Origin of the sequence: Streptomyces sp. NBC_00122 (assembly GCF_045160845.1) — a bacterium.
In the GTDB taxonomy this organism is placed as follows: domain Bacteria; phylum Actinomycetota; class Actinomycetes; order Streptomycetales; family Streptomycetaceae; genus Streptomyces.
On record NZ_CP108191.1, the window covers coordinates 6,418,569 to 6,437,231 of the forward strand.

Annotated in this window: 18 protein-coding genes; 15 read left to right on the plus strand and 3 right to left on the minus strand. The window is 74.1% G+C overall.

The features are described from left to right. Positions 1-5 precede the first annotated feature (5 nt). A complete protein-coding gene (locus OG737_RS29195) occupies positions 6-1,184 on the plus strand; it encodes a DUF2201 family putative metallopeptidase (protein ID WP_328929199.1) in 1,179 nt (392 codons plus the stop codon). 96 nt (positions 1,185-1,280) lie between these two features. Further along, positions 1,281-1,814, plus strand: a complete 534-nt coding sequence (locus OG737_RS29200) for a TerD family protein (RefSeq protein ID WP_405677069.1) — start codon at positions 1,281-1,283, stop codon at positions 1,812-1,814. Positions 1,815-1,981: 167 nt separating this feature from the next. On the opposite strand, the gene OG737_RS29205 is transcribed toward OG737_RS29200, so the two are convergent. Continuing rightward, complete coding sequence (locus OG737_RS29205) at positions 1,982-2,590, minus strand: TetR/AcrR family transcriptional regulator (protein ID WP_328929201.1); 609 nt, start codon at positions 2,588-2,590, stop codon at positions 1,982-1,984. Positions 2,591-2,759: 169 nt separating this feature from the next. Here OG737_RS29205 and OG737_RS29210 point away from each other — a divergent pair, with 169 nt between their 5' ends. From OG737_RS29210 to OG737_RS29250, 9 genes are all read left to right on the plus strand, one after another. Next, entirely contained in the window at positions 2,760-3,635 is an 876-nt protein-coding gene (locus tag OG737_RS29210) for a phosphatase PAP2 family protein (protein ID WP_405922175.1), read from the plus strand. Then, complete coding sequence (locus OG737_RS29215; RefSeq protein WP_405922176.1) at positions 3,632-4,537, plus strand: hypothetical protein; 906 nt, start codon at positions 3,632-3,634, stop codon at positions 4,535-4,537. The genes OG737_RS29210 and OG737_RS29215 overlap by 4 nt, the downstream gene beginning before the upstream one ends. A gap of 80 nt (positions 4,538-4,617) precedes the next feature. Further along, the gene (locus OG737_RS29220; protein ID WP_328930513.1) at positions 4,618-4,884 is read left to right on the plus strand and encodes a GlsB/YeaQ/YmgE family stress response membrane protein; all 267 of its coding nucleotides are present in this window, start codon (positions 4,618-4,620) and stop codon (positions 4,882-4,884) included. 147 nt (positions 4,885-5,031) lie between these two features. Then, positions 5,032-5,511, plus strand: a complete 480-nt coding sequence (rraA, locus tag OG737_RS29225) for a ribonuclease E activity regulator RraA (RefSeq protein WP_328929204.1) — start codon at positions 5,032-5,034, stop codon at positions 5,509-5,511. Between the two features lie 109 nt (positions 5,512-5,620). Further along, positions 5,621-7,336: a peptide-N4-asparagine amidase gene (locus OG737_RS29230; RefSeq protein WP_405922456.1), complete on the plus strand. Its 1,716-nt coding sequence runs from the start codon at positions 5,621-5,623 to the stop codon at positions 7,334-7,336. Positions 7,337-7,381: 45 nt separating this feature from the next. After that, the gene (locus OG737_RS29235; protein WP_405677063.1) at positions 7,382-9,022 is read left to right on the plus strand and encodes a serine/threonine-protein kinase; all 1,641 of its coding nucleotides are present in this window, start codon (positions 7,382-7,384) and stop codon (positions 9,020-9,022) included. A 72-nt stretch (positions 9,023-9,094) separates the two neighbouring features. Next, complete coding sequence (locus OG737_RS29240) at positions 9,095-10,045, plus strand: squalene/phytoene synthase family protein (RefSeq protein WP_405922177.1); 951 nt, start codon at positions 9,095-9,097, stop codon at positions 10,043-10,045. Between the two features lie 151 nt (positions 10,046-10,196). Next, entirely contained in the window at positions 10,197-11,480 is a 1,284-nt protein-coding gene (locus OG737_RS29245; protein ID WP_405922178.1) for a sensor histidine kinase, read from the plus strand. Beyond that, on the plus strand, positions 11,477-12,082 hold the full coding sequence (locus OG737_RS29250; RefSeq protein WP_328929208.1) for a response regulator transcription factor: 606 nt from the start codon (positions 11,477-11,479) through the stop codon (positions 12,080-12,082). Before OG737_RS29245 ends, OG737_RS29250 begins: the two co-directional genes overlap by 4 nt. Positions 12,083-12,121: 39 nt before the next feature. On the opposite strand, the gene OG737_RS29255 is transcribed toward OG737_RS29250, so the two are convergent. Beyond that, entirely contained in the window at positions 12,122-12,796 is a 675-nt protein-coding gene (locus OG737_RS29255) for a LysM peptidoglycan-binding domain-containing protein (protein WP_328929209.1), read from the minus strand. Between the two features lie 413 nt (positions 12,797-13,209). Further along, entirely contained in the window at positions 13,210-14,112 is a 903-nt protein-coding gene (locus OG737_RS29260) for a dihydrodipicolinate synthase family protein (RefSeq protein WP_405677053.1), read from the minus strand. A 131-nt stretch (positions 14,113-14,243) separates the two neighbouring features. Between OG737_RS29260 and OG737_RS29265 the strand changes: the two genes are divergently transcribed. The 4 genes from OG737_RS29265 to OG737_RS29280 all read left to right on the plus strand — a co-directional run bounded on the left by OG737_RS29265 (position 14,244) and on the right by OG737_RS29280 (position 18,648). Continuing rightward, on the plus strand, positions 14,244-15,203 hold the full coding sequence (locus tag OG737_RS29265; RefSeq protein ID WP_328929211.1) for a LysR substrate-binding domain-containing protein: 960 nt from the start codon (positions 14,244-14,246) through the stop codon (positions 15,201-15,203). Between the two features lie 97 nt (positions 15,204-15,300). Beyond that, the gene (locus OG737_RS29270; protein WP_328929212.1) at positions 15,301-16,389 is read left to right on the plus strand and encodes an S-(hydroxymethyl)mycothiol dehydrogenase; all 1,089 of its coding nucleotides are present in this window, start codon (positions 15,301-15,303) and stop codon (positions 16,387-16,389) included. Between the two features lie 119 nt (positions 16,390-16,508). Next, the gene (locus OG737_RS29275; protein WP_405681298.1) at positions 16,509-17,813 is read left to right on the plus strand and encodes an alpha/beta fold hydrolase; all 1,305 of its coding nucleotides are present in this window, start codon (positions 16,509-16,511) and stop codon (positions 17,811-17,813) included. A gap of 70 nt (positions 17,814-17,883) precedes the next feature. Next, positions 17,884-18,648, plus strand: coding sequence for a PIG-L family deacetylase (locus OG737_RS29280; protein WP_328929213.1), 765 nt, complete (start codon positions 17,884-17,886; stop codon positions 18,646-18,648). Positions 18,649-18,663 lie beyond the last annotated feature (15 nt).

Consider the following 18,663-nt stretch of genomic DNA (forward strand, 5'->3'; position numbering starts at 1 on the left):
CGGCCGTGCGCCTGGACCGCGCGAAGCTCCTGGCGGCCCGCTACAAGGCCGCCGAGGGCCGCCCGTACCTCGCCTCCGCCCTGTACGCCCTGACGGTCGTCCCCTCGGACGGCGTCCGCACCATGGGCGTCGACCGGCACTGGCGCTGCTACGTCTCACCCGCCTTCGTCGAGGCGACCCCGGTCGACGAACTGGCCGGAGTGTGGATCCACGAGGTGGCGCACCTGCTGCGCGACCACCACGGCCGGGCCGAGCGCCTGCCCGCCGCCGACCAGCGCGATCCGGTCCGGGTCAACATCGCCCAGGACTGCGAGATCAACGACGACCTGCTCGCGGACGGGCTCCTGCTGCCCGAGGGCCGGATGGAGCCCAGGCTCTTCGGCCTGGCCACGGGCGGGCTCTTCGAGGCCTACCTGCCGGCGATCCCCGCCACGCCGCACGGGGTGGACTGCGGATCCGGCGCGCACGGCACCCCCATGCCCTGGGAGCTGGGTGAGGACGGCGGCCCCGCCCGGGTCGGCCCGGTGGAGGCGGAGGCGCTGCGCCGCCAGACCGCCCAGGCCGTACGGGCCCACCAGCGCACCCGGGGCCGGATCCCCGAGGGCTGGGCCCGGTGGGCCGAGGAACTGCTGGAGCCCTCCGTCGACTGGCGCCAGGCCCTGTCCGGAGCGGTCCGGGAAGCCGCCGCCTGGGCGGCCGGCGCCGTGGACTACACCTACCGCCGCCCCTCGCGCCGCACCCCCGCCCTCGGCGGCCGGGTCGTGCTGCCCAGCCTGCGCCGACCGCTGCCGCGGGTCGCGATCGTCATCGACACCTCGGGGTCGATGGGCCCGGACGACCTGGCCGCCGCACTCGCCGAAGTCACCGGCGTGCTGCGGGAGGTCGGGGTCGGCGGCAACCGGGTCGCCGTCCTCGCCTGCGACGCCGACGTGCACGCCGTGACCCGGGTGACCAGCGCCGACCAGGTGGCCCTGACCGGCGGCGGAGGCACGGACATGCGCGTCGGCATCGACGCCGCGCTGGCTCTGCCCGACCGGCCGAACATCGTGGTCGTGCTGACCGACGGGTACACGCCGTGGCCGGACGAGACCCCGTCCTGCCGGCTGATCGCGGCGCTGGTCGGGGAGAACGCTCCCGCGCCGCCGGGATGGGTGGAGACGGTACGGGTGGACCTCGGATCCTGAGCGGAACTGGCCGGGAACGTACGGTCGTTCGGACTCCGGCGGGGGACACGTGGGACCATGGGCGGGCAATACCCGTGAGTGCGGAGGGGGAGTTCGGTGACTGGTGTTCGCAAGGGCCTGGCCAAGGTGGAGATCGCGCTGCGATGGGACCCCAGCCCCGCCGGCACATCCCCGCACGACCTCGACATAGTGGCCGCGGTCTACGGAGCCGCAGACCTGCACGGGGTGCCCGTCCAGCTGGTCCACTTCGGCAGCCGTTCGCCCGATGGCACCATCTCCCTGAACCGGGACAGCAAAACGGGCCAGGGCTTCGGCTACGACGAGGTGATGACCCTCGAACTCGACCGGATGGCAACGGAGTTGCGCCGGGTGGTGGTCGGTGTCCTGATCCAGGACACCGGTGCGGACCGCCCCACGACGTTCGGGGACATCGCGGGGACCGGTGTCCGGATCCGCGAGGGCCACATCGATCTCGCCCAGGGCGACTTCGCGGCCGTCCCGTCCGCCACCGCGGCCACGGTCGCCGAGTTCACCCGGGACGACTCGGGTGCCTGGTCGCTCGACGCGCGGCTGCACGGCTTCGACACCGACCCGGAGGAGTTCACGCGGACCATGGGCGGAGTGCGCTGACGGCCGCCGCCGTCCGCCTCGAAGAGTGGTCCCGGGCCGCACAGATCGGGCGGCGGTCACTCCTCGCGTGAGTGACCGCCGCCCGGTCCGGGTGGCGCGCTGCCGCCGTCCCCACGAGGCAGCGCGGGCAGGTCGCCGTCCGGTCATCGGGACGGCGACCTGCCGGTTCAGGGGCCCTGGGGTGGCGTCAGACCCAGGGAGGGAAGCATGACCGCGTCGACGAACCGGACCAGGTAGTCGGCGTCGGCGTACCGGCCTTCGAGCACCGGCCGGATGCGGAGCACACCCATCAGCTGCGCCGGCAGGAACTCCACGGCGGGGTGTTTCGCGGCGATCTCGCCGCGCGCCACCGCCCGCGCCACCATCGCGTCGAAGGCGGCCAGCTCCGGCTCGACCAGTGCCTCGCGCAGGGCGGCCTGCAGTTCCTCGTCGCTGAGCACGGCGAGTCCGAGGGCCTGCGTCAGCCGGGTGTCGCGGCCCGAGGTGCCGGCCGCGATCCGGGCCGCCTCGCGCAGGTCGCCCGCGAGGGACCCGGTGTCCACGGCGACGAGGGTGCCCTGCCGATTCGCCCGCAGGGCCGCGGCGACGAGCTGGGGCTTGGTCTTCCACTGCCGGTAGAGCGTGGACTTGCCGCAGCTCGCCCGGGCGGCGATGCCCTCCATGGTCAGGGCCTCGTAGCCGTGCTCGCGCAGCTGCTCCAGGACGGCCTCGTAGAACTCCTGCTCCCGCTCCGGGGTGATCTTGGAGCGGCGCGCGGTGGTCGGCGTCGACGTCATGGGGGTGCGGCTCTCCTCGGGGGCGTCTCGACGGCATGTTCCGGTACGAGCAGTGTACCGGAACGCAAGCGTATCGGTACACCTGCGTATCGATACGCGAATGTATCGATACACTGGCGTGTCGATCTGTGCGAGCAGGAAGAGAGACCGGGGGATGACCAACCGGGGGATGACCTCCCAGACCACACCCGGCGGGGTGGCGGACGGGCGGCGAGCCGCGCGCCGCCGCCTCATACGCGAGCTGCTGCTCGTCGCGGGACTGTTCACCGTCTACAAGGCGGGCCGGACGCTCTCGACCGGACGCACCGAAGAGGCCTTCCGCAACGCCGAGCGGATCTGGGACGCCGAGCGCGCGCTGCACCTGCCCGGCGAGGGCGCGGTGCAGCGGCTGCTGCTGCACGGGGACGCCCTCGTGCACACCGCCAACACGTACTACGCGGCCGTGCACTTCCCGGCGACCGCGCTCTTCCTGGTCTGGCTCTACCTGCGCCGCCCCGCCCACTACCTGTGGGCCCGCCGCGTGCTCACCGTGCTCACCGCGGCCGCTCTCGCCCTGCACCTCGGCTTCCCGCTCGCGCCCCCGCGGATGCTGGGCGCCGCGGACCTCATCGACACCGGACAGGTCTACGGCCCCACCGTCTACGGGGCCGCGCCGGCCACCGACACCATGGCCAACCAGTTCGCGGCGATGCCCTCCCTGCACTTCGGGTGGGCGCTGATGCTCGCGCTCGGCATGATCGCCGCGACCCGCCCGACCAGGTGGCGCGCACTGTGGCTGCTGCACCCGCTGCTGACCCTGGTCGTGGTCGTCGGCACGGCCAACCACTACTGGCTCGACGCGATCGTCGCGACCCTCCTGCTCGGGGCCGCACTGCTGTTCATCCCGCGGCCGGATGCCGCCGGTGCCGGTGCCGGTGCCGGTGACGGTGCGGGAGCCGGTGACGGTGCGGGCGGGGATTCGGCCGCGGGCGCCGTGCGCGGGCTGCCCGGTCCCCGGACCGCCGCCGATCCGGCCGCCCCCGCCTCCGTAGGAGCCGAGCGGTGAACGCCACCGCTCTCGCCGTCGTCCTCTGCCTCGCCTCGGCCGTGACCTACGCGGCCGCCGCCGTCGCCCAGGAGCGGCTCGCCCGCGCCGCCGTCGCGCGCAGCGCCAGGGCCCTGCTCGGCTCCGGCGCCTGGTGGTGGTCGGCCGGGCTGAACGCCGCTGCCGCGCTCCTGCACGCGGCGGCCCTGCGGTACGGACCCCTCACGCTGGTGCAGCCGCTCGGCGCACTCACCCTCGTGGCCGCCGTCCCGCTGGGGGCGCGCGGAGCCGGCCGCCGGGTGGCGGCCAGCGAGTGGCGGGGCACCCTGGCCACCGTCGTGGGGCTGGGCCTGCTGCTGCTCCCGGCATCCGGGCCGGCCCCCGACGACACGCTCAGCCTGGCCGAGGCGCTCGCCGTCTCCGGCGCAACGGCCGCCGTGATCCTGTTGCTGACCGCCGTCAAGGACCCGCGCTCGGGGCTGCGCCACGCCACGGCGTCCGGACTGGCGTCCGCAGCCGCCTCCGCCCTGACCCAGACCGTGGCCGTGGCGGGCGGACGAGGCGGATCCCTGCTCAGCGTCCGGGTCGTGGCCGTGGCCCTGCTCGTCGTGGTGTTCGCGGTCGGCGGGATGCTCCTGTCGCAGCGGGCCTACCGGGGCGGGCTCGGTGCCCCGCTGGCCGTGGTGAACCTGGCCAACCCGCTGGCCGCCGCGGCGATCGGCATGGTCCTGCTGGGCGAACGCCTCCAGGGCGGCGCCCTGGGGGTGCTGCTCGCGGTGGCGGGAGCCTTCGCCGCGGCGCGCGGCGTGCTCCTGCTGACCCGTACACCCTCGGCGCCCGCCGCCCGGACCGCGGCCGCCGACCCCGACCTGCCCGCCGCGCCGACCACGCCGACCACGCCGGTCAGCCGCGTGGCGGCGTGAGCAGGCAGCCGGAGAACCGTTTCGGCTCCGGCCGCGTCCTCCCCGGTGAACAGCGGAAGACTGAAACGGAGTGGATGGACATGGGGATCATCGGCTGGATCATCCTGGGACTGCTGGCCGGAGGCATCGCCAAGGTCCTGCTGCCCGGCCGGGACCCCGGCGGCCTGATCGGCACCACCCTCATCGGCGTCGCCGGCGCCTTCACCGGCGGCTGGCTCTCGGCGAAGTTCCTGGACCGGCCGATCCAGACCCAGTTCTTCGACCTGGCCACCTGGGGCTCCGCCATCGCCGGCTCGCTGGTCCTGCTGATCGGCTACCGCCTCCTCTTCGGCAATTCGCGCGACTGAGCCGTTCGACGTTCCGTCCCGACGGCCCCCTCGCCCAGCTGAACGGCGACGCGGATCCCGAGAAGATCACCGCACTGCTCAAGCGGTACCGTGCCCTGAAACGACAGGCAGGGCGCACCGTACCGAGCAGCGAGGAAGTCCAGCGACATGAGTGTCACCCCCGTTCCCACGGCGGACATGTACGACGAGCACGGCGATGACCTCGGCATCTGCGCCACGCAGTTCCGCCTGCTGGGCGGCCGCCGGCTGTTCGCCGGCCCGGTGCGGACCCTCGCCTGCCACGAGGACAACGCGCTGCTGCGCGAGCTCGTGAACGCCCCCGGCGACGGCGCGGTCCTCGTCGTGGACGGCGGCGGCTCGCTGCGCACCGCCCTCGTCGGCGACCTCATCGCGGGCGCCGCCGAGCGCAACGGCTGGGCCGGCCTGATCATCAACGGCGCGGTCCGCGACAGCGTGGCCCTCGGCGGACTCGACCTCGGGGTCCTGGCGCTGGGCACCGTGCCCCGTAAGAGCGGCAAGACCGGCGCGGGCACGGTGGACGAGCCCGTCACCATCGGCGGGACCACCTTCCGCCCGGGGGACACGGTCCACGCGGACGCCGACGGCGTCGTCGTCCTTCCGGCCTGACCGGCGATTTCACGCCAGGGGCGGCGCACCGGCCCTGGCGCCGTCCGGGCGGGCCGGGTTTCACTGCGGGCCCATGAGACGACACAGGATCACGGGCGTGCTCGGGGCGATGGCGCTGGCCGCGGCCACCCTCGCCACCGCGGGACCCGCGCACGGCGCGACCGCGGCGGCCACGGCCGCCACCGCAGAGGCGGCCACGCCGGCACCCGCGACCGGAGGCGAGACGCCGCCCGCCGAGTTCGGCACCGACTGGCACGACCCCCTCACCCCCGTCCCGCCCGTCGCCCGGCCGGGGACCCGCTCCTGCGAGGTGACCCTCGCCGAGGCGCAGTTCCGCGACTTCACCCCGTACCGGGGCAGCTACACCCCGCCCCGGGGCTGCGGCTCCGACCACTGGGCCAAGGTGGTCCTGCGCCTCGACGGCAAGGTCAAGGGCCGCCAGTACGACCGCCTCGGCCACCTCTCCCTCGGCGGCGTCGAGATCCTGCGCACCTCCACGCCCCAGCCCTCGCCCGACGGCATCACCTGGTCCGTCGAGAAGGACGTCACCCGCTACCGCGACACCCTCGTCCGCCCGCAGCCCGTCGAGATGCTCATCGGCAACGTCGTCAACGACACCTACACCGGCGTCATCGACGTGAAGGTCACCCTCACGTTCTACGCCGCCGAAGGCCGCCCCGGCTCCGCCAGTTCCACGGATTCCACGGATTCCACGGATTCCGCCGATCCCGCCGATTCCGGCGGCTCCGGCGGCCCCGCCCAGACCCCCGACCGCGTGCTGCCCCTCACCACCCCGGAGATCACCACCCCGCGGAACACGGAGCGCCTCCTCGCCGAGGTGTACGCCACCGGCTCGGGCGGAGGCTGCGAGGAGTACTGGTACATGACCGTCCCGGACGCGGCCCCGTACTCCTGCAAGGCGGCCGACGGCCCCTACCGCGAGGTCCGCGTCTCCGTGGACGGGCAGCTCGCCGGCATCGCCGCGCCCTTCCCCACCGTCTGGACCGGCGGCTGGTCCAACCCCTTCCTCTGGTACGTCACCCCCGGCCCCCGCGCCTTCGACGTCCAGCCGGTCGTATACGACCTGACCCCCTTCGCCGCGCTCCTCAACGACGGCCGCCCGCACCGGACCGAGGTGTCCGTGGCCGGGGTGCCGGCCGGACAGAGCGGGTGGAGCACCCCGACCAACCTGCTGCTGTGGCAGGACGAGGCCCGCGAGGTCGTCACCGGCGCCCTGACCCGGCACGAGCAGAGCGATCCGGCCAACTCCTCCCGCTGGACACCCGCCGCTCCCACACCCGGCGCCGAGCACCGCCTCGACACCGAGGGCGGCCACCGGCTCACCGTCGCCGGGCACCTGGACACCTCCCACGGGAGGGTCACCACCACCGTCACCCGCGCCGTGGGCAACACGTCCGTCCACCGCTGGACCGACGGCGAGAACCGCGACGCCCTCACCGCCACCTGGACCGACGAGGAGACCGTGACCCGAGGAGCCACCACCACCCGCACCGCGCGCACGTACACGATGGACGGCGAGACCACCCTCGGCGCCGGCGACCGGCTGCGCACCGTCCTCTCGCTCGGCGACCGCGCCGACACCGTCACCCTGCGCGGCGGGCGGAAGGCCGACGCCTCCCGGACCGACAACCAGTACACGGGCGACGCCACTTACACCGCGAACGTCCCGCGCGACCAGCGGCACGCCGTCGCCACCACCACCGCCCGCTACCGGCTCCACGGCTCCCCGGCGTCCGGCGGCTGCTACGACCGTACGGTGGCCACCGCGCAAGGCACGGTCACCGCGGACCGCCGGCGCTGCTGACGCCGCCGACAGCGCTGTCGCACGGGGCGCCTACGATGACGGCTCATGGACACGAGTGAGGCCGGCAGACAACTGATCGACGGCCGTTTTGAGCTGGTCGCGCCCCTGGGCAGCGGCGGCATGGGTACCGTCTGGCGCGCCCGCGACATCGCCCTGCACCGCGAGGTCGCACTCAAGGAGGTGCGGCCGCCGGACCCGGCGACCGCCGCCGCCCAGCCCGGTCTCGCCGATCAGCTGCGCGAACGGGCCGTCCGCGAGGCCCGGGCCCTGGCCCGGCTCGCCCACCCCCATGTGGTGACGATCCACCACATCGTGGAGCCCGCGGACGGCTCGGACGGGCACCCGTGGATCGTGATGGAGCTGGTCCGGGGCGGCTCGCTGCACGACCGGCTGGCCGACGGTCCGCTGCCGCAGACCGAGGTGGTCCGGCTCGGACTCGACGTCCTGTCCGCGCTGCGCGCCGCTCACGCCGAGGGCGTCCTGCACCGTGATGTGAAACCCGCCAACGTGCTGCTGCGCGCCGACGGGTCGGCGGTGCTCACCGACTTCGGCATCGCGGCCCTGCACGGGTCCACCGCGCTCACCTCGACCGGCGTGCTGATCGGCTCGCCGGAGTACATCGCGCCCGAGCGCGTCCGCGGCGAGGAGGGACTGGCCGCCTCCGACCTGTGGTCGCTGGGCATGCTGCTGTACGTGGCAGTGGAAGGCGTGCATCCGCTGCGCCGCGCCACCAGCCTGGCCACGGTGGTCGCCGTGCTCGACGAGCCGATCCCGGCGCCCGTACGCTCCGGCCCGCTGGCGCCCGTACTGGAGCGGCTCCTCGTACGCGACCCGGCCGCGCGGCCCGACGCGGCGCAGCTGGAACAGCTGCTCCGGGACGCGAGCACCGCTCTCGTCGGCGCCGGGGGCGGCGCGGTCCTGGGACAGTACGGGCCGCCCACCCCGCCGCCGTTCGGCCCGGTCCCCACCCCGTACGCGGCCACCACGCCGCTGCCCGCGGCGTCCGCACCACGGCGCCGCCCCGTCCTGCTCGCCGCCGCCCTCGCGGCGGTACTGGCGGCCGGAGCCGTCGGGGTCGTCAAGTGGCTGCCCGACCACACCCGGACCGGCCCGGACGCGAAGGGCCGCCCGGCCGCCTCGGGCCCGGCGGTCTCGGCCCCCGCCTCGGCGACCCCGGCCTCCGTGACCCCCGCCGCCGCGACTCCGGGACCGAAGGCGAGCACGCTCAAGGCGACGGCGCCGCAGGGCAGCCTGCTCACCCCCGACAACATCCGGACCGCCCTGGCGGCCCTGAAGCAGCAGACGGGCACCACCACCTTCGTGGACCTGCGGATCTACGACGAGTACGTCCTCGCCTCCGTCCCCACGGCCCCCGGAGCCAGGACCGTCGACTCCTGGCAGTACCGCGACGGCGGGGCCACCCGAACCGGTCCGGCCGGCACCGTCAAGGACCGCGCCCCGCTCATCGACATGGCCAAGGTCGAATGGGACACCCTGCCCGCCCTCCTGGAACAGGCCAAGCAGGACCTGGGCGTGGCGAACCCGAGCTCCCGCTACGTGATCGTCGATCCCTGGATGATGGACCAGAGCCCGTCCATACGGACCTACCTCAGCGACGAGTACGGCCAGGGCGGCTACGTCCTGGCCGGCACCGACGGCAAGGTCAGGAAGGTGTACCGCTCGTAGGCCGTGGCGGCGGGCCTGCGATCCTGATCTCCGTACACGTGCGGAGAAACGCTTCGAGGAGGCAGGACCACCATGCCGAGCTGGCGCACCACACTCACGGCCGCCGGGATATCCGGCACCCGGCTGCGGGAGGACTACACCCACGCCGCCCGCCGGGTGCTCCGCCGCGAGCCCGCCCCGTACCTCGTGCTGCGCCTGCTCGCCGCGCCGCCCCTGGTGCCCTGGCTCGCCGCCGGCCTCGCCTTCATGAACATGGTCGACGACGTGGCCGAGACCGGCACCCCGTCGCAACGGGCCGCCAACCTGGCCGCGTTGACCGGGCGGGTCGAGGCGGCCCTCACCTCCGGGGACAGCCCCGACCCGCTGCTGCGCGCCTACGCCCACGCCGTGGACGCGCGAGCCCTGCCCGCGCACTGGGTCTCCCGGTTCCTCGAAGGCGCCGCCACCGCCGAAGCGGGCTTCGACGGCTTCGCCGCCGAGGAGGACTTCCAGGCCTACCTCGACGCCTACGCATGGCCGGGGGTACTGGTCTTCACCGGCCTCCAGTACCAGGGCGGACCCGACCCCGAACAGGCCGCGGGCTGGCGGCGGTTCGTCGACGCCGCCCAGCGGGTCGACTTCCTCGCGGACCTCGCCGGGGACCTCGCGGACGGCCGCCTGTGCATCCCGCGCGCCCGCCTCGACGAGCACTCCGTGACCCGCGCCGACCTCGAACAGGCCCGCGACACTCCCGCCGTACGCGCGCTCCTCGCCGCCGAGACCCTGCGCGCCCGGGCCGCCCTCGACGCCACCGACGGCATCCTCGAACTCGCCGAACCCGGGCTGCGACCCGTGACCGCGACGATGACGGAGCTGATGGCGCACCAGCTCACGGCCGTGGAGCGGGCGGGTGTCGAGGCCCTGCGCCGGGACATCGGCTACGGCGTGGCGGCCCCCCTGCGCACCCTCGCCCGAGCCCGGCGCGCGGCCCGCGGCCGATCCCGCGCCGGCGGCCAGACGCCGGCCGGTTCGCGCCGACAGTGACACGCGGCAGGGACATTTGTACTGGCGGGCCGCGTACATGCGGATCTGCCGGTGGCACGCGCCCCTTCGTAGCGTGGTGGGCATGACGCAGAACCCGCATTCACCGCCCCCTGTCCGGCGCACCTTCAAGTCCTTCGGAGGAGGAGTGCGCATGCGAGGCGACTGGAGCGGCTACCGGGCGTGGAAGGCCGCATGGCCGGCCCGGGTGGAGCAGTGGCGCGAGCGCGAGGCCGCTCGCGGTGGTCATGGCGGCCGCGGTCCGCTGGGCCCGCCCAATGGATTCACCCTGCTGCCCTGGCTGCTGATGGGCATGGGCGCCATCTCGAACCTCATCCAGGGGGACACCCCCAACCCGCTGGTCGGCGGGCTCGGCCTGCTGCTCTTCAACTCCCTCTACATCAGCGTGGTGTTCCGCGCGTTCGATCCGCGCAAGCGCGAGGCCCTGAGCACCCGTTGGAGCCTGGCCGCGATGGGCGCGGTCACCAGCGCCCTCGCCATTGCCTACGGAGGCAGCTGGCTGCTGTTCTTCCCCCTGCTCGGCCTCGCCACCGGAACCGTGGTCCGGGGCCGCCGGCTCGGCCCGGTGATGTTCGGGCTCAGTGCCCTCGCCGGTGCGATCGCCGTGTACCGGGACGGGTGGGGCGCGCTGGGGATCTTCTACGGGACCTTCCTGTCCGGCATGGTCACCGCTGCCATCCTGGCCCTGTCCGAGACGGTGGGGGAGCTGCGCGAGACCCGGCAGGAGCTGGCGCGGGCGGCCGTGGAGCAGGAGCGGCTGCGCTTCTCCCGCGATCTGCACGACCTGCTCGGCCACACCCTCTCGGTGATCGTCGTGAAGTCGGAGGCAGCCCGCCGCATAGCGCCCCGGGACATGGACGCGGCCCTCGCCCAGGTCGCGGACATCGAGTCGGTCGGCCGCCAGGCGCTCACCGAGATCCGCGAGGCCGTCACCGGCTACCGGGAGGCGAGCCTGGCAGGAGAACTGGACCGGGCCCGCGGCACCCTCACCGCCGCCGGGATCGAGCCCGTGGTGCGGCAGTCAGGGCCCCCGCTGCCCCCGCGGACGGCGGCCCTGCTGGGCTGGGTGGTCCGCGAATCCGTCACCAACGTCATCCGGCACAGTGCCGCCGCGACCTGCGAGATCGAGGTACGCGGGGCCGCCGGGCGGGCCCGCCTGGTGATCACGGACGACGGTGACGGCGTAGGCTCGACGCCGCCGGGCAGCGGCCTGACCGGCCTGGCCGAACGCCTCGCCGCGGCGGGCGGCACGCTGCACAGCGGCCCGGCTCCCGGCGGCGGGTTCCGGGTGACCGCCGAACTCCCGGTGGAGGAAGCGATGCAGGATATGGCGCAGGAGACGGCGCAGGAGACCGTGGACGGCACCGGGGCCGAGTCCGGCGCGGCCGTGGGTACCCGGAGCGAGGAGAGTCGATGATCAGGGTCCTGCTGGCCGAGGACCAGGGCATGATGCGGGGCGCGCTGGCCCTGCTGCTCGGGCTGGAGGAGGACATCGAGGTGGTGGCACAGGTCGCCGCCGGGGACGAGATCGTGCCCGCCGCCCTCGACGCGCGGCCCGACGTGGCCCTGCTCGACATCGAACTCCCGGGCCGCAGCGGGCTCGACGCCGCCGCCGAGCTGCGCACCCGGTGCCCCGGCTGCCGGGTGCTGATCCTGACCACCTTCGGCCGGCCCGGCTATCTGCGGCGGGCGATGGAGGCCGGGGCCGCCGGATTCCTCGTGAAGGACGGGCCGGTGGAGGAACTGGCCGCGGCCGTCCGCCGGGTACTCGCGGGGGAGACCGTGATCGACCCCGCGCTCGCGGCCGCGGCACTGAGCGCGGGGCCCAGCCCGCTGACGGCGCGGGAGGCCGATGTCCTCAACGCGGCGGTGGACGGGGCGACCGTGGCCGACATCGCGGCGAAGCTGCACCTGTCCGAATCGACCGTACGGAACTACCTGTCCTCGGCCATCGGCAAGACCGGCACCCGCAATCGCATGGAGGCCGTCCGCGCCGCCCGCCGCCAGGGCTGGCTCTGAGCCCCGCTCCGCAGCGGGGCCCGTGCGCCGGCGCCCGTTCTAGTAGGCCCCGTTGACGTTGTCGATCGAGCCGTAGCGGGCGGCCGCGTAGTTGCAGGCGGCCGTGATGTTGGCGACCGGGTCGTAGGAGTCCATCGAGGTGCCGGGCACGTGGTAGGCACGGAACGTCGGGTCGATGACCTGGAGCAGGCCCTTGGACGGGATCCCGTTCTGGGCGTTGATGTCCCAGTTGTTGATGGCGAGGGGATTGCCCGAGGACTCGCGCATCACATTGCGGTGAATTCCGTTGTAGCTGCCGGGAATGCCGTGCTTGGCCATCACGTCCAGCGACTCGCGGATCCAGCCGTCGAGATTGTTCGGGTAGGCGGCGGCGGGCTTGGCGGCCGCGGCGGGCTTGGCGGCCGCGCTCTTCGCCTGGGCGGCGAGGGTCAGCTTGAGGCCCGGCCGAATGATCGACGGGTCGGTGCCGACGGTGCCCTTGTTCGCCAGGTACAGCTGCTCCCAGCCGCCGCTCAGGGAATGCTCCGCCGCGATCTTGGAAAGGGTGTCGCCCGCGACCACGGAATAGGTCATCGGGGCGGCCGCCTCCGCCGCCCCGGCGGTGGTCGTGCTGATCAGGGGGAGGGCGAGGGCCGCGCCACCCGTGCCGGCGATGGCCAGCTTGCGGGTGATCGGGTTGTTCTTCGGCCGGCGGTGCTTTCCCTTAGCGGGCATGGCGCATTTCCTCACGTGGGGGGACGGAGAGGCCCGGGGGTGGCCGGATTAGGCAGCTGACCACCGGGAATGAGGGTGACCGTAGGCGAGCCCGCCGGGCGGGAACAAGGCCCGAATTCGCCCGGTAGATCGACTTCCTGCTTTCCGCCCCGAAAATGACCTTGGCGCCCCCTTCGTGCTCAAGACAACTTTCTTTCCGGGAAAAGGGAATCAGCCCTCCCGTGGAAATGATGTTGGCGGTTTCCGAGTGACTCACATCACGGGTCGCGGGCCCGGCCTGAGCCGGGTGTCGAATGGGGGCAAGTCCACCCCCGATAGGCCGGATTCGGGCGACACGCCTGTAGGTAGTGAATCGCCCATAGTGGACGCTTTCCGGCGTGTTTCCCCCGTGTGGTGGCGCCCGCCCCCGGCTGTCAGAGCTCCGCCAGCCGCTCCAGGGTGGCCGCCACCGCCTCCTGTGAGGCCGGCAGCAGGGGGAGCCGTACGCCGGGCGTGGGGATCCGTCCCTGGGCGTGCAGCACGCCCTTGACGACCGCAGGATTGGGCTCGGCGAAGGCCGCCGCCGACATCCGGGCCAGGGCGTGCCCCAGGGGCCGCGCCCGCGCCACGTCACCCGCCCGCCAGGCCGCGGCGAGCTCCGCGAACCGGGCCGTCGCCAGGTGCGCCGAGGCCAGGATCCCGCCCCCCGCGCCCAGCGCCAGCAGCGGCGAGAGGTACGCGTCGTCACCGGCCAGCACCTCGCACCCGGCCGGCAGGTCACCGAGGAGCGCCACCGTGTCCTGCCCGATGCCGCCGCCCGCGTACTTCACACCCGCGACCCCCGCGAGCGAGCCGAGCGCCCGCAGCGCGGCGGCGTCCAGCGGCTGCCCCGTCCGGTACGGGATGTGATAGACGATCAGCGGTACGGGGCTCACCTCGGCCAGCCGCGCGAAATGCGCCAACACGCCCGCCGCCGAGGGCCGTACGAACGAGGGCACGGTCACCAGCGCCGCCCGCGCCTGCGGCCACCGCGCCAGCCGGGTCAGTGAAGCCTCGGCGGCCCGGGTCCCGCTCGCCCCGGCGCCCACGGTCAGCGGCGCGCCCCGCTCCGCGCAGACCCGGGCGCAGACGTCGGTGACGAGATCGCGCTCCGCCTCGTCGAGCGTGGCCGCCTCGGCGGTGGTGCCGAGGGCGACGATCCCGGTGGCGCCCGCGTCGAGCACCTCGTGGGCGAGCGCCTCCAGTGCCTCGGCGGCGACCTCCCCGGTGTGGGTGAACGGGGTGACGAGGGGTACGTGGATCCCGTGCAGGGTGAGGCCTTCGATGCCGTCTGCCATGTTCCCCACCCCGTCCCGTGAACAGTCCTGTGCTGTGTGCCGTGCGTTGTCCTGTGCCATGCCGTCGAGCCTGGCCCGCCCCCAGCCTCGAATCCAGTTCGCGTTTCTTACGCGACCCGTAAGCTGAGCCGATGCTCGACGTACGACGCCTGCGCCTGCTGCGCGAACTGGCCCGCCGCGGGACCATCGCCGCCGTCGCCGAGGCCCTCTCCTTCAGCCCTTCGGCGGTATCCCAGCAACTCGGCGTCCTCGAACGCGAAGCCGGTCTGCCCCTGCTGGAGCGCACCGGCCGCCGGGTCCGCCTCACCCCGGCCGGGCAGAACCTGGTGCACCACGCCGAAGCCGTACTCGAACGGCTGGAACAAGCCGAGGCCGACCTCGCCGAGGCGCGCAGCGGCCTGGCCGGGGCCCTGCGCATCGGAGCCTTCCCCACCGCCACCCGGGCCATCGTCCCGGCCGCCCTGACCGCCCTGGCCCGGCGCCACCCGGGGCTGGAGCCGATGGTCTGCGAGACGGACCCGGCGGCGGTCGCCCACGCCCTGCGGGCGGGGGACCTGGACGTGGCCCTGGTCCACGCGTACGACTTCGTGCCCGCCGCCGAGGAGCCCGGGCTGGCCACCGAGCCGCTGTACGGGGAGGCGATGTACCTCGCCGCGCCGGCCGGGGAGACAACCGGACCGCCGCCCGGCACCGGCCAGGACGCCGCCTTGCGCGCCCACGCGGACGCCCCCTGGATCACCGCCACCTCCGGCACCCTGTGCCACGCCATGACCGTACGGGCCTGCCAGGCGGCCGGGTTCACCCCGCGGGTTCGCCACCAGGTCGACGAGTTCGCCACCGTGCTCGCCCTGGTCGCGGCAGGCCAGGGCGTGGCCGTCGTACCGCAGCTCGGGGTCGCCGGCCCGGCCGGACCGGGCGTGCGCCTCACCCGCCTGGTGATGCAGCGCCGTACGAACCTCGCCTTCCGCAGCGGAGCCGGCGCCCACCCGGCCGTGGCCGCCTTCGGCGCGGCCCTGCGGGCGTCCGTACCGCCGGAACTGGCAGGGGACGCCTCCCCGGGGTTCCCCGGGACGCAGTCCGGGGGGAGGTAGCCGGGGAGATCCCGCGCCGCGGAGTGGGGCAACTCCCGTACGGCGCGGAGCCCGTGTACGTTCTGGGGGGAGCCAACGAGAGCAGAGCGGGGTAGACGTGACGCATCGCGTACGAGGGGTCATCGCCCGGAGCAAGGGCGCACCGGTGGAGACGACGACGATCCTCGTGCCCGACCCGGGACCGGGCGAGGCGCTCGTCCGGGTCCAGGCCTGCGGGGTCTGCCACACCGACCTGCACTACCGGGAGGGCGGCATCAACGACGAGTTCCCGTTCCTGCTCGGCCACGAGGCCGCCGGGATCGTGGAATCGGTCGGTGCGGACGTCACCTCCGTGGCCCCCGGCGACTTCGTCGTCCTCAACTGGCGTGCGGTGTGCGGGACCTGCCGGGCCTGCCGACGCGGACGCCCCTGGTACTGCTTCGCCACGCACAACGCCACCCAGCCCATGACGCTGGAGGACGGCACCCCGCTCTCCCCGGCGCTCGGCATCGGCGCCTTCGCCGAGAAGACCCTGGTCGCCGCGGGCCAGTGCACCAAGGTGGACCCGGCCGCGGCGCCGGCAGCCGCCGGACTCCTCGGCTGCGGGGTGATGGCCGGCCTCGGCGCCGCCCTGAACACCGGCAACGTCGGGCGGGGCGACTCCGTCGCCGTCATCGGCTGCGGGGGAGTGGGCAACGCGGCCGTGGCCGGGGCCCGGCTGGCGGGTGCCTCCAGGATCATCGCGGTCGACCTCGACGACCGGAAGCTGGAGTGGGCGCGCGGTCTGGGCGCCACGCACACCGTCAACGGCCGTAAGGAAGACGTGGTCCAGGCCATCCAGGGGCTGACCGACGGGAACGGCGCCGACGTGGTGATCGAGGCGGTCGGCCGCCCCGAGACCTACCGGCAGGCCTTCTACGCCCGCGACCTGGCCGGAACCGTGGTCCTGGTCGGTGTGCCGACCCCGGAGATGAAGCTCGAACTCCCGCTGCTGGACGTCTTCGGCCGCGGCGGGGCGCTGAAGTCCTCCTGGTACGGGGACTGCCTGCCCGAGCGTGACTTCCCCATGCTCGTCGACCTCTACCTGCAGGGCCGTCTCGACCTGGACGCCTTCGTCTCCGAGACCATCCCCCTCGACGGGATCGAAGACGCCTTCGCCCGGATGGAGCGGGGCGAGGTGCTCCGCTCGGTGGTCGAGTTCCCGTAAGCCCCAGGCCCACACTGGACCCCGTACTAGAATCGCGCGGTACGCCACACCCCGCGCCCCCGCCGCACCCGGCCGGGGGCGCGGTCCCGCACCTCGTACCCCAGGGGCCGTCCGTGACCATCGAGCACAGCTACCGCCAGCCCGGAACGGTCCTCACCGACCACCGGTTCACCGTCCCCCTGGACCACGCGCGCCCGGACGGCGAGCAGATCGAACTGTACGCCCGCGAGGTCGTCGCCACCGGCAAGGACCCGGCGGGCCTGCCGTGGCTGCTGTACCTGGAGGGCGGACCCGGCTTCGGAGCCCGGCGCTTCACCGGGCGCCAGGCATGGCTGGAGCGGGCCCTCGCCGACTACCGCGTACTCTTGCTCGACCAGCGCGGAACCGGGCGCTCCACCCCGGTGAACCGGCAGACACTGCCGCTGCGCGGCACCCCCGCCCAGCAGGCCGAGTACCTCGCCCACTTCCGCTCCGACTCGATCGTGCGCGACGCCGAGGCCATCCGCCCCGGCCTGACCGGCGGCGCGCCCTGGACCGTGCTCGGCCAGAGCTTCGGCGGATTCTGCGCGACCCACTACCTCTCCACCGCCCCCGAGGGCCTCACCGCCGCCCTGATCACCGGCGGCCTCCCGTCCCTGACCGCCACCGCCGACCAGGTGTACGAAGCCGCGTACCCCCGCATCGAGCGCAAGAACCTGGCGCACTACGAGCGTTACCCGATGGATGTGGAGCGCGCCCGCCGGATCGCGGCCCACCTCGCGGAGCGCCCGGCCGAACTCCCCGGCGGCCACCGCCTCACCGTCGAAGCCTTCCAGTCCCTCGGCCTGATGCTCGGGTCCGGTGACGGCAGCCACCAGCTGCACTACCTCCTGGAGGACGCCTTCGTCCCGGCCGCCGCCGGACCGGCCCTGTCCGACGCCTTCCTGGAAGGCGCCCGGGCCCACCTCTCCTTCGCCGGACACCCCCTCTACGCCCTGCTCCACGAGTCGATCTACGCGCAGGACCCGGCCGCGCCCACCGCCTGGGCCGCCGAACGGGTGCGTGCGGGCCACCCGCGATTCGACGCCGCCAAGACTCTCGCGGGCGACGAACCCCTCCTCTTCACCGGCGAGACCATCCACCCCTGGCACTTCACCGCCGACCCCTCGCTCGCCCCGCTGCGCGAGACCGCCGAACTGCTGGCCGCCCGTACCGGCTGGGGTCCCCTCTACGACCGGGCCCGGCTCGCCGCCAACGAGGTGCCGGTGGCCGCCGCCGTCTACCACGACGACATGTACGTCGACACCGGCCACTCCCTGGAGACCGCCCGTGCGATCCGGGGCCTGCGGACCTGGGTCACGGACGAGTTCGAGCACGACGGCGTCCGCGCGGGCGGCCCGCGCGTCCTGGACCGGCTGCTGGCCCTCGTGCGGGGCGACGCCTGAGGAATCCGCCGGTGGTGTCCAGCACGCCAACCACCCGTCCGCGCAGGCCCATTCGCCTATTGTGCGAGTCATGACCGAACAGCATGATCAGCCCGCCCCCTTGCAGCCCATGCCCACCGACTGGCAGCGAGCCCTCGCCGTCGTCGCGCACCCGGACGACCTGGAGTACGGCTGCGCGGCCGCGATCGCGGACTGGACCGACGGCGGCCGCGAGGTCGTCTACCTGCTCGCCACGCGCGGCGAGGCGGGCATCGACACCATCGCCCCCGCCGACTGCGCGCCGCTGCGCGAGGCGGAGCAGCGGGCGAGCGCGGCCGTCGTCGGAGTGTCCGAGGTGGAGTTCCTCGACTACCGGGACGGCGTCGTCGAGTACGGGCTCGACCTGCGCCGGGACATCGCGGCGGCCATCCGGCGCCACCGCCCCGAGCTGATCGTCACCCTGAACCACCGGGACACGTGGGGCGGCGCGGAGGGCGGCGGCTACTGGAACACCCCCGACCACAAGGCCGTCGGCCGGGCCGTCCTGGACGCGGCCGCGGACGCCGGCAACCGGTGGATCTTCCCCGAGCTCCTCGCCGAGCAGGGCCTGGAGCCGTGGGGCGGGGTGCGCTGGGTCGCGGTGGCCGGAACCAGCACGCCGACCCACGCGGCCGACGCCGGGCCGGGACTGGAGCGCTCGGTCAGGTCCCTGCTGGAGCACAAGGCGTACATCGAGGTGCTGACGGACCAGGATCCCGAGGAGTACGTGCGTACCTTCCTCACCGACAACGTCCAGCGGGCGGCGTCCCGGTTCGGCGGCCGTCCGGCGGTCCCGTTCGAGGTCTTCCCCCGCTGACCGGGACCCCCTTAA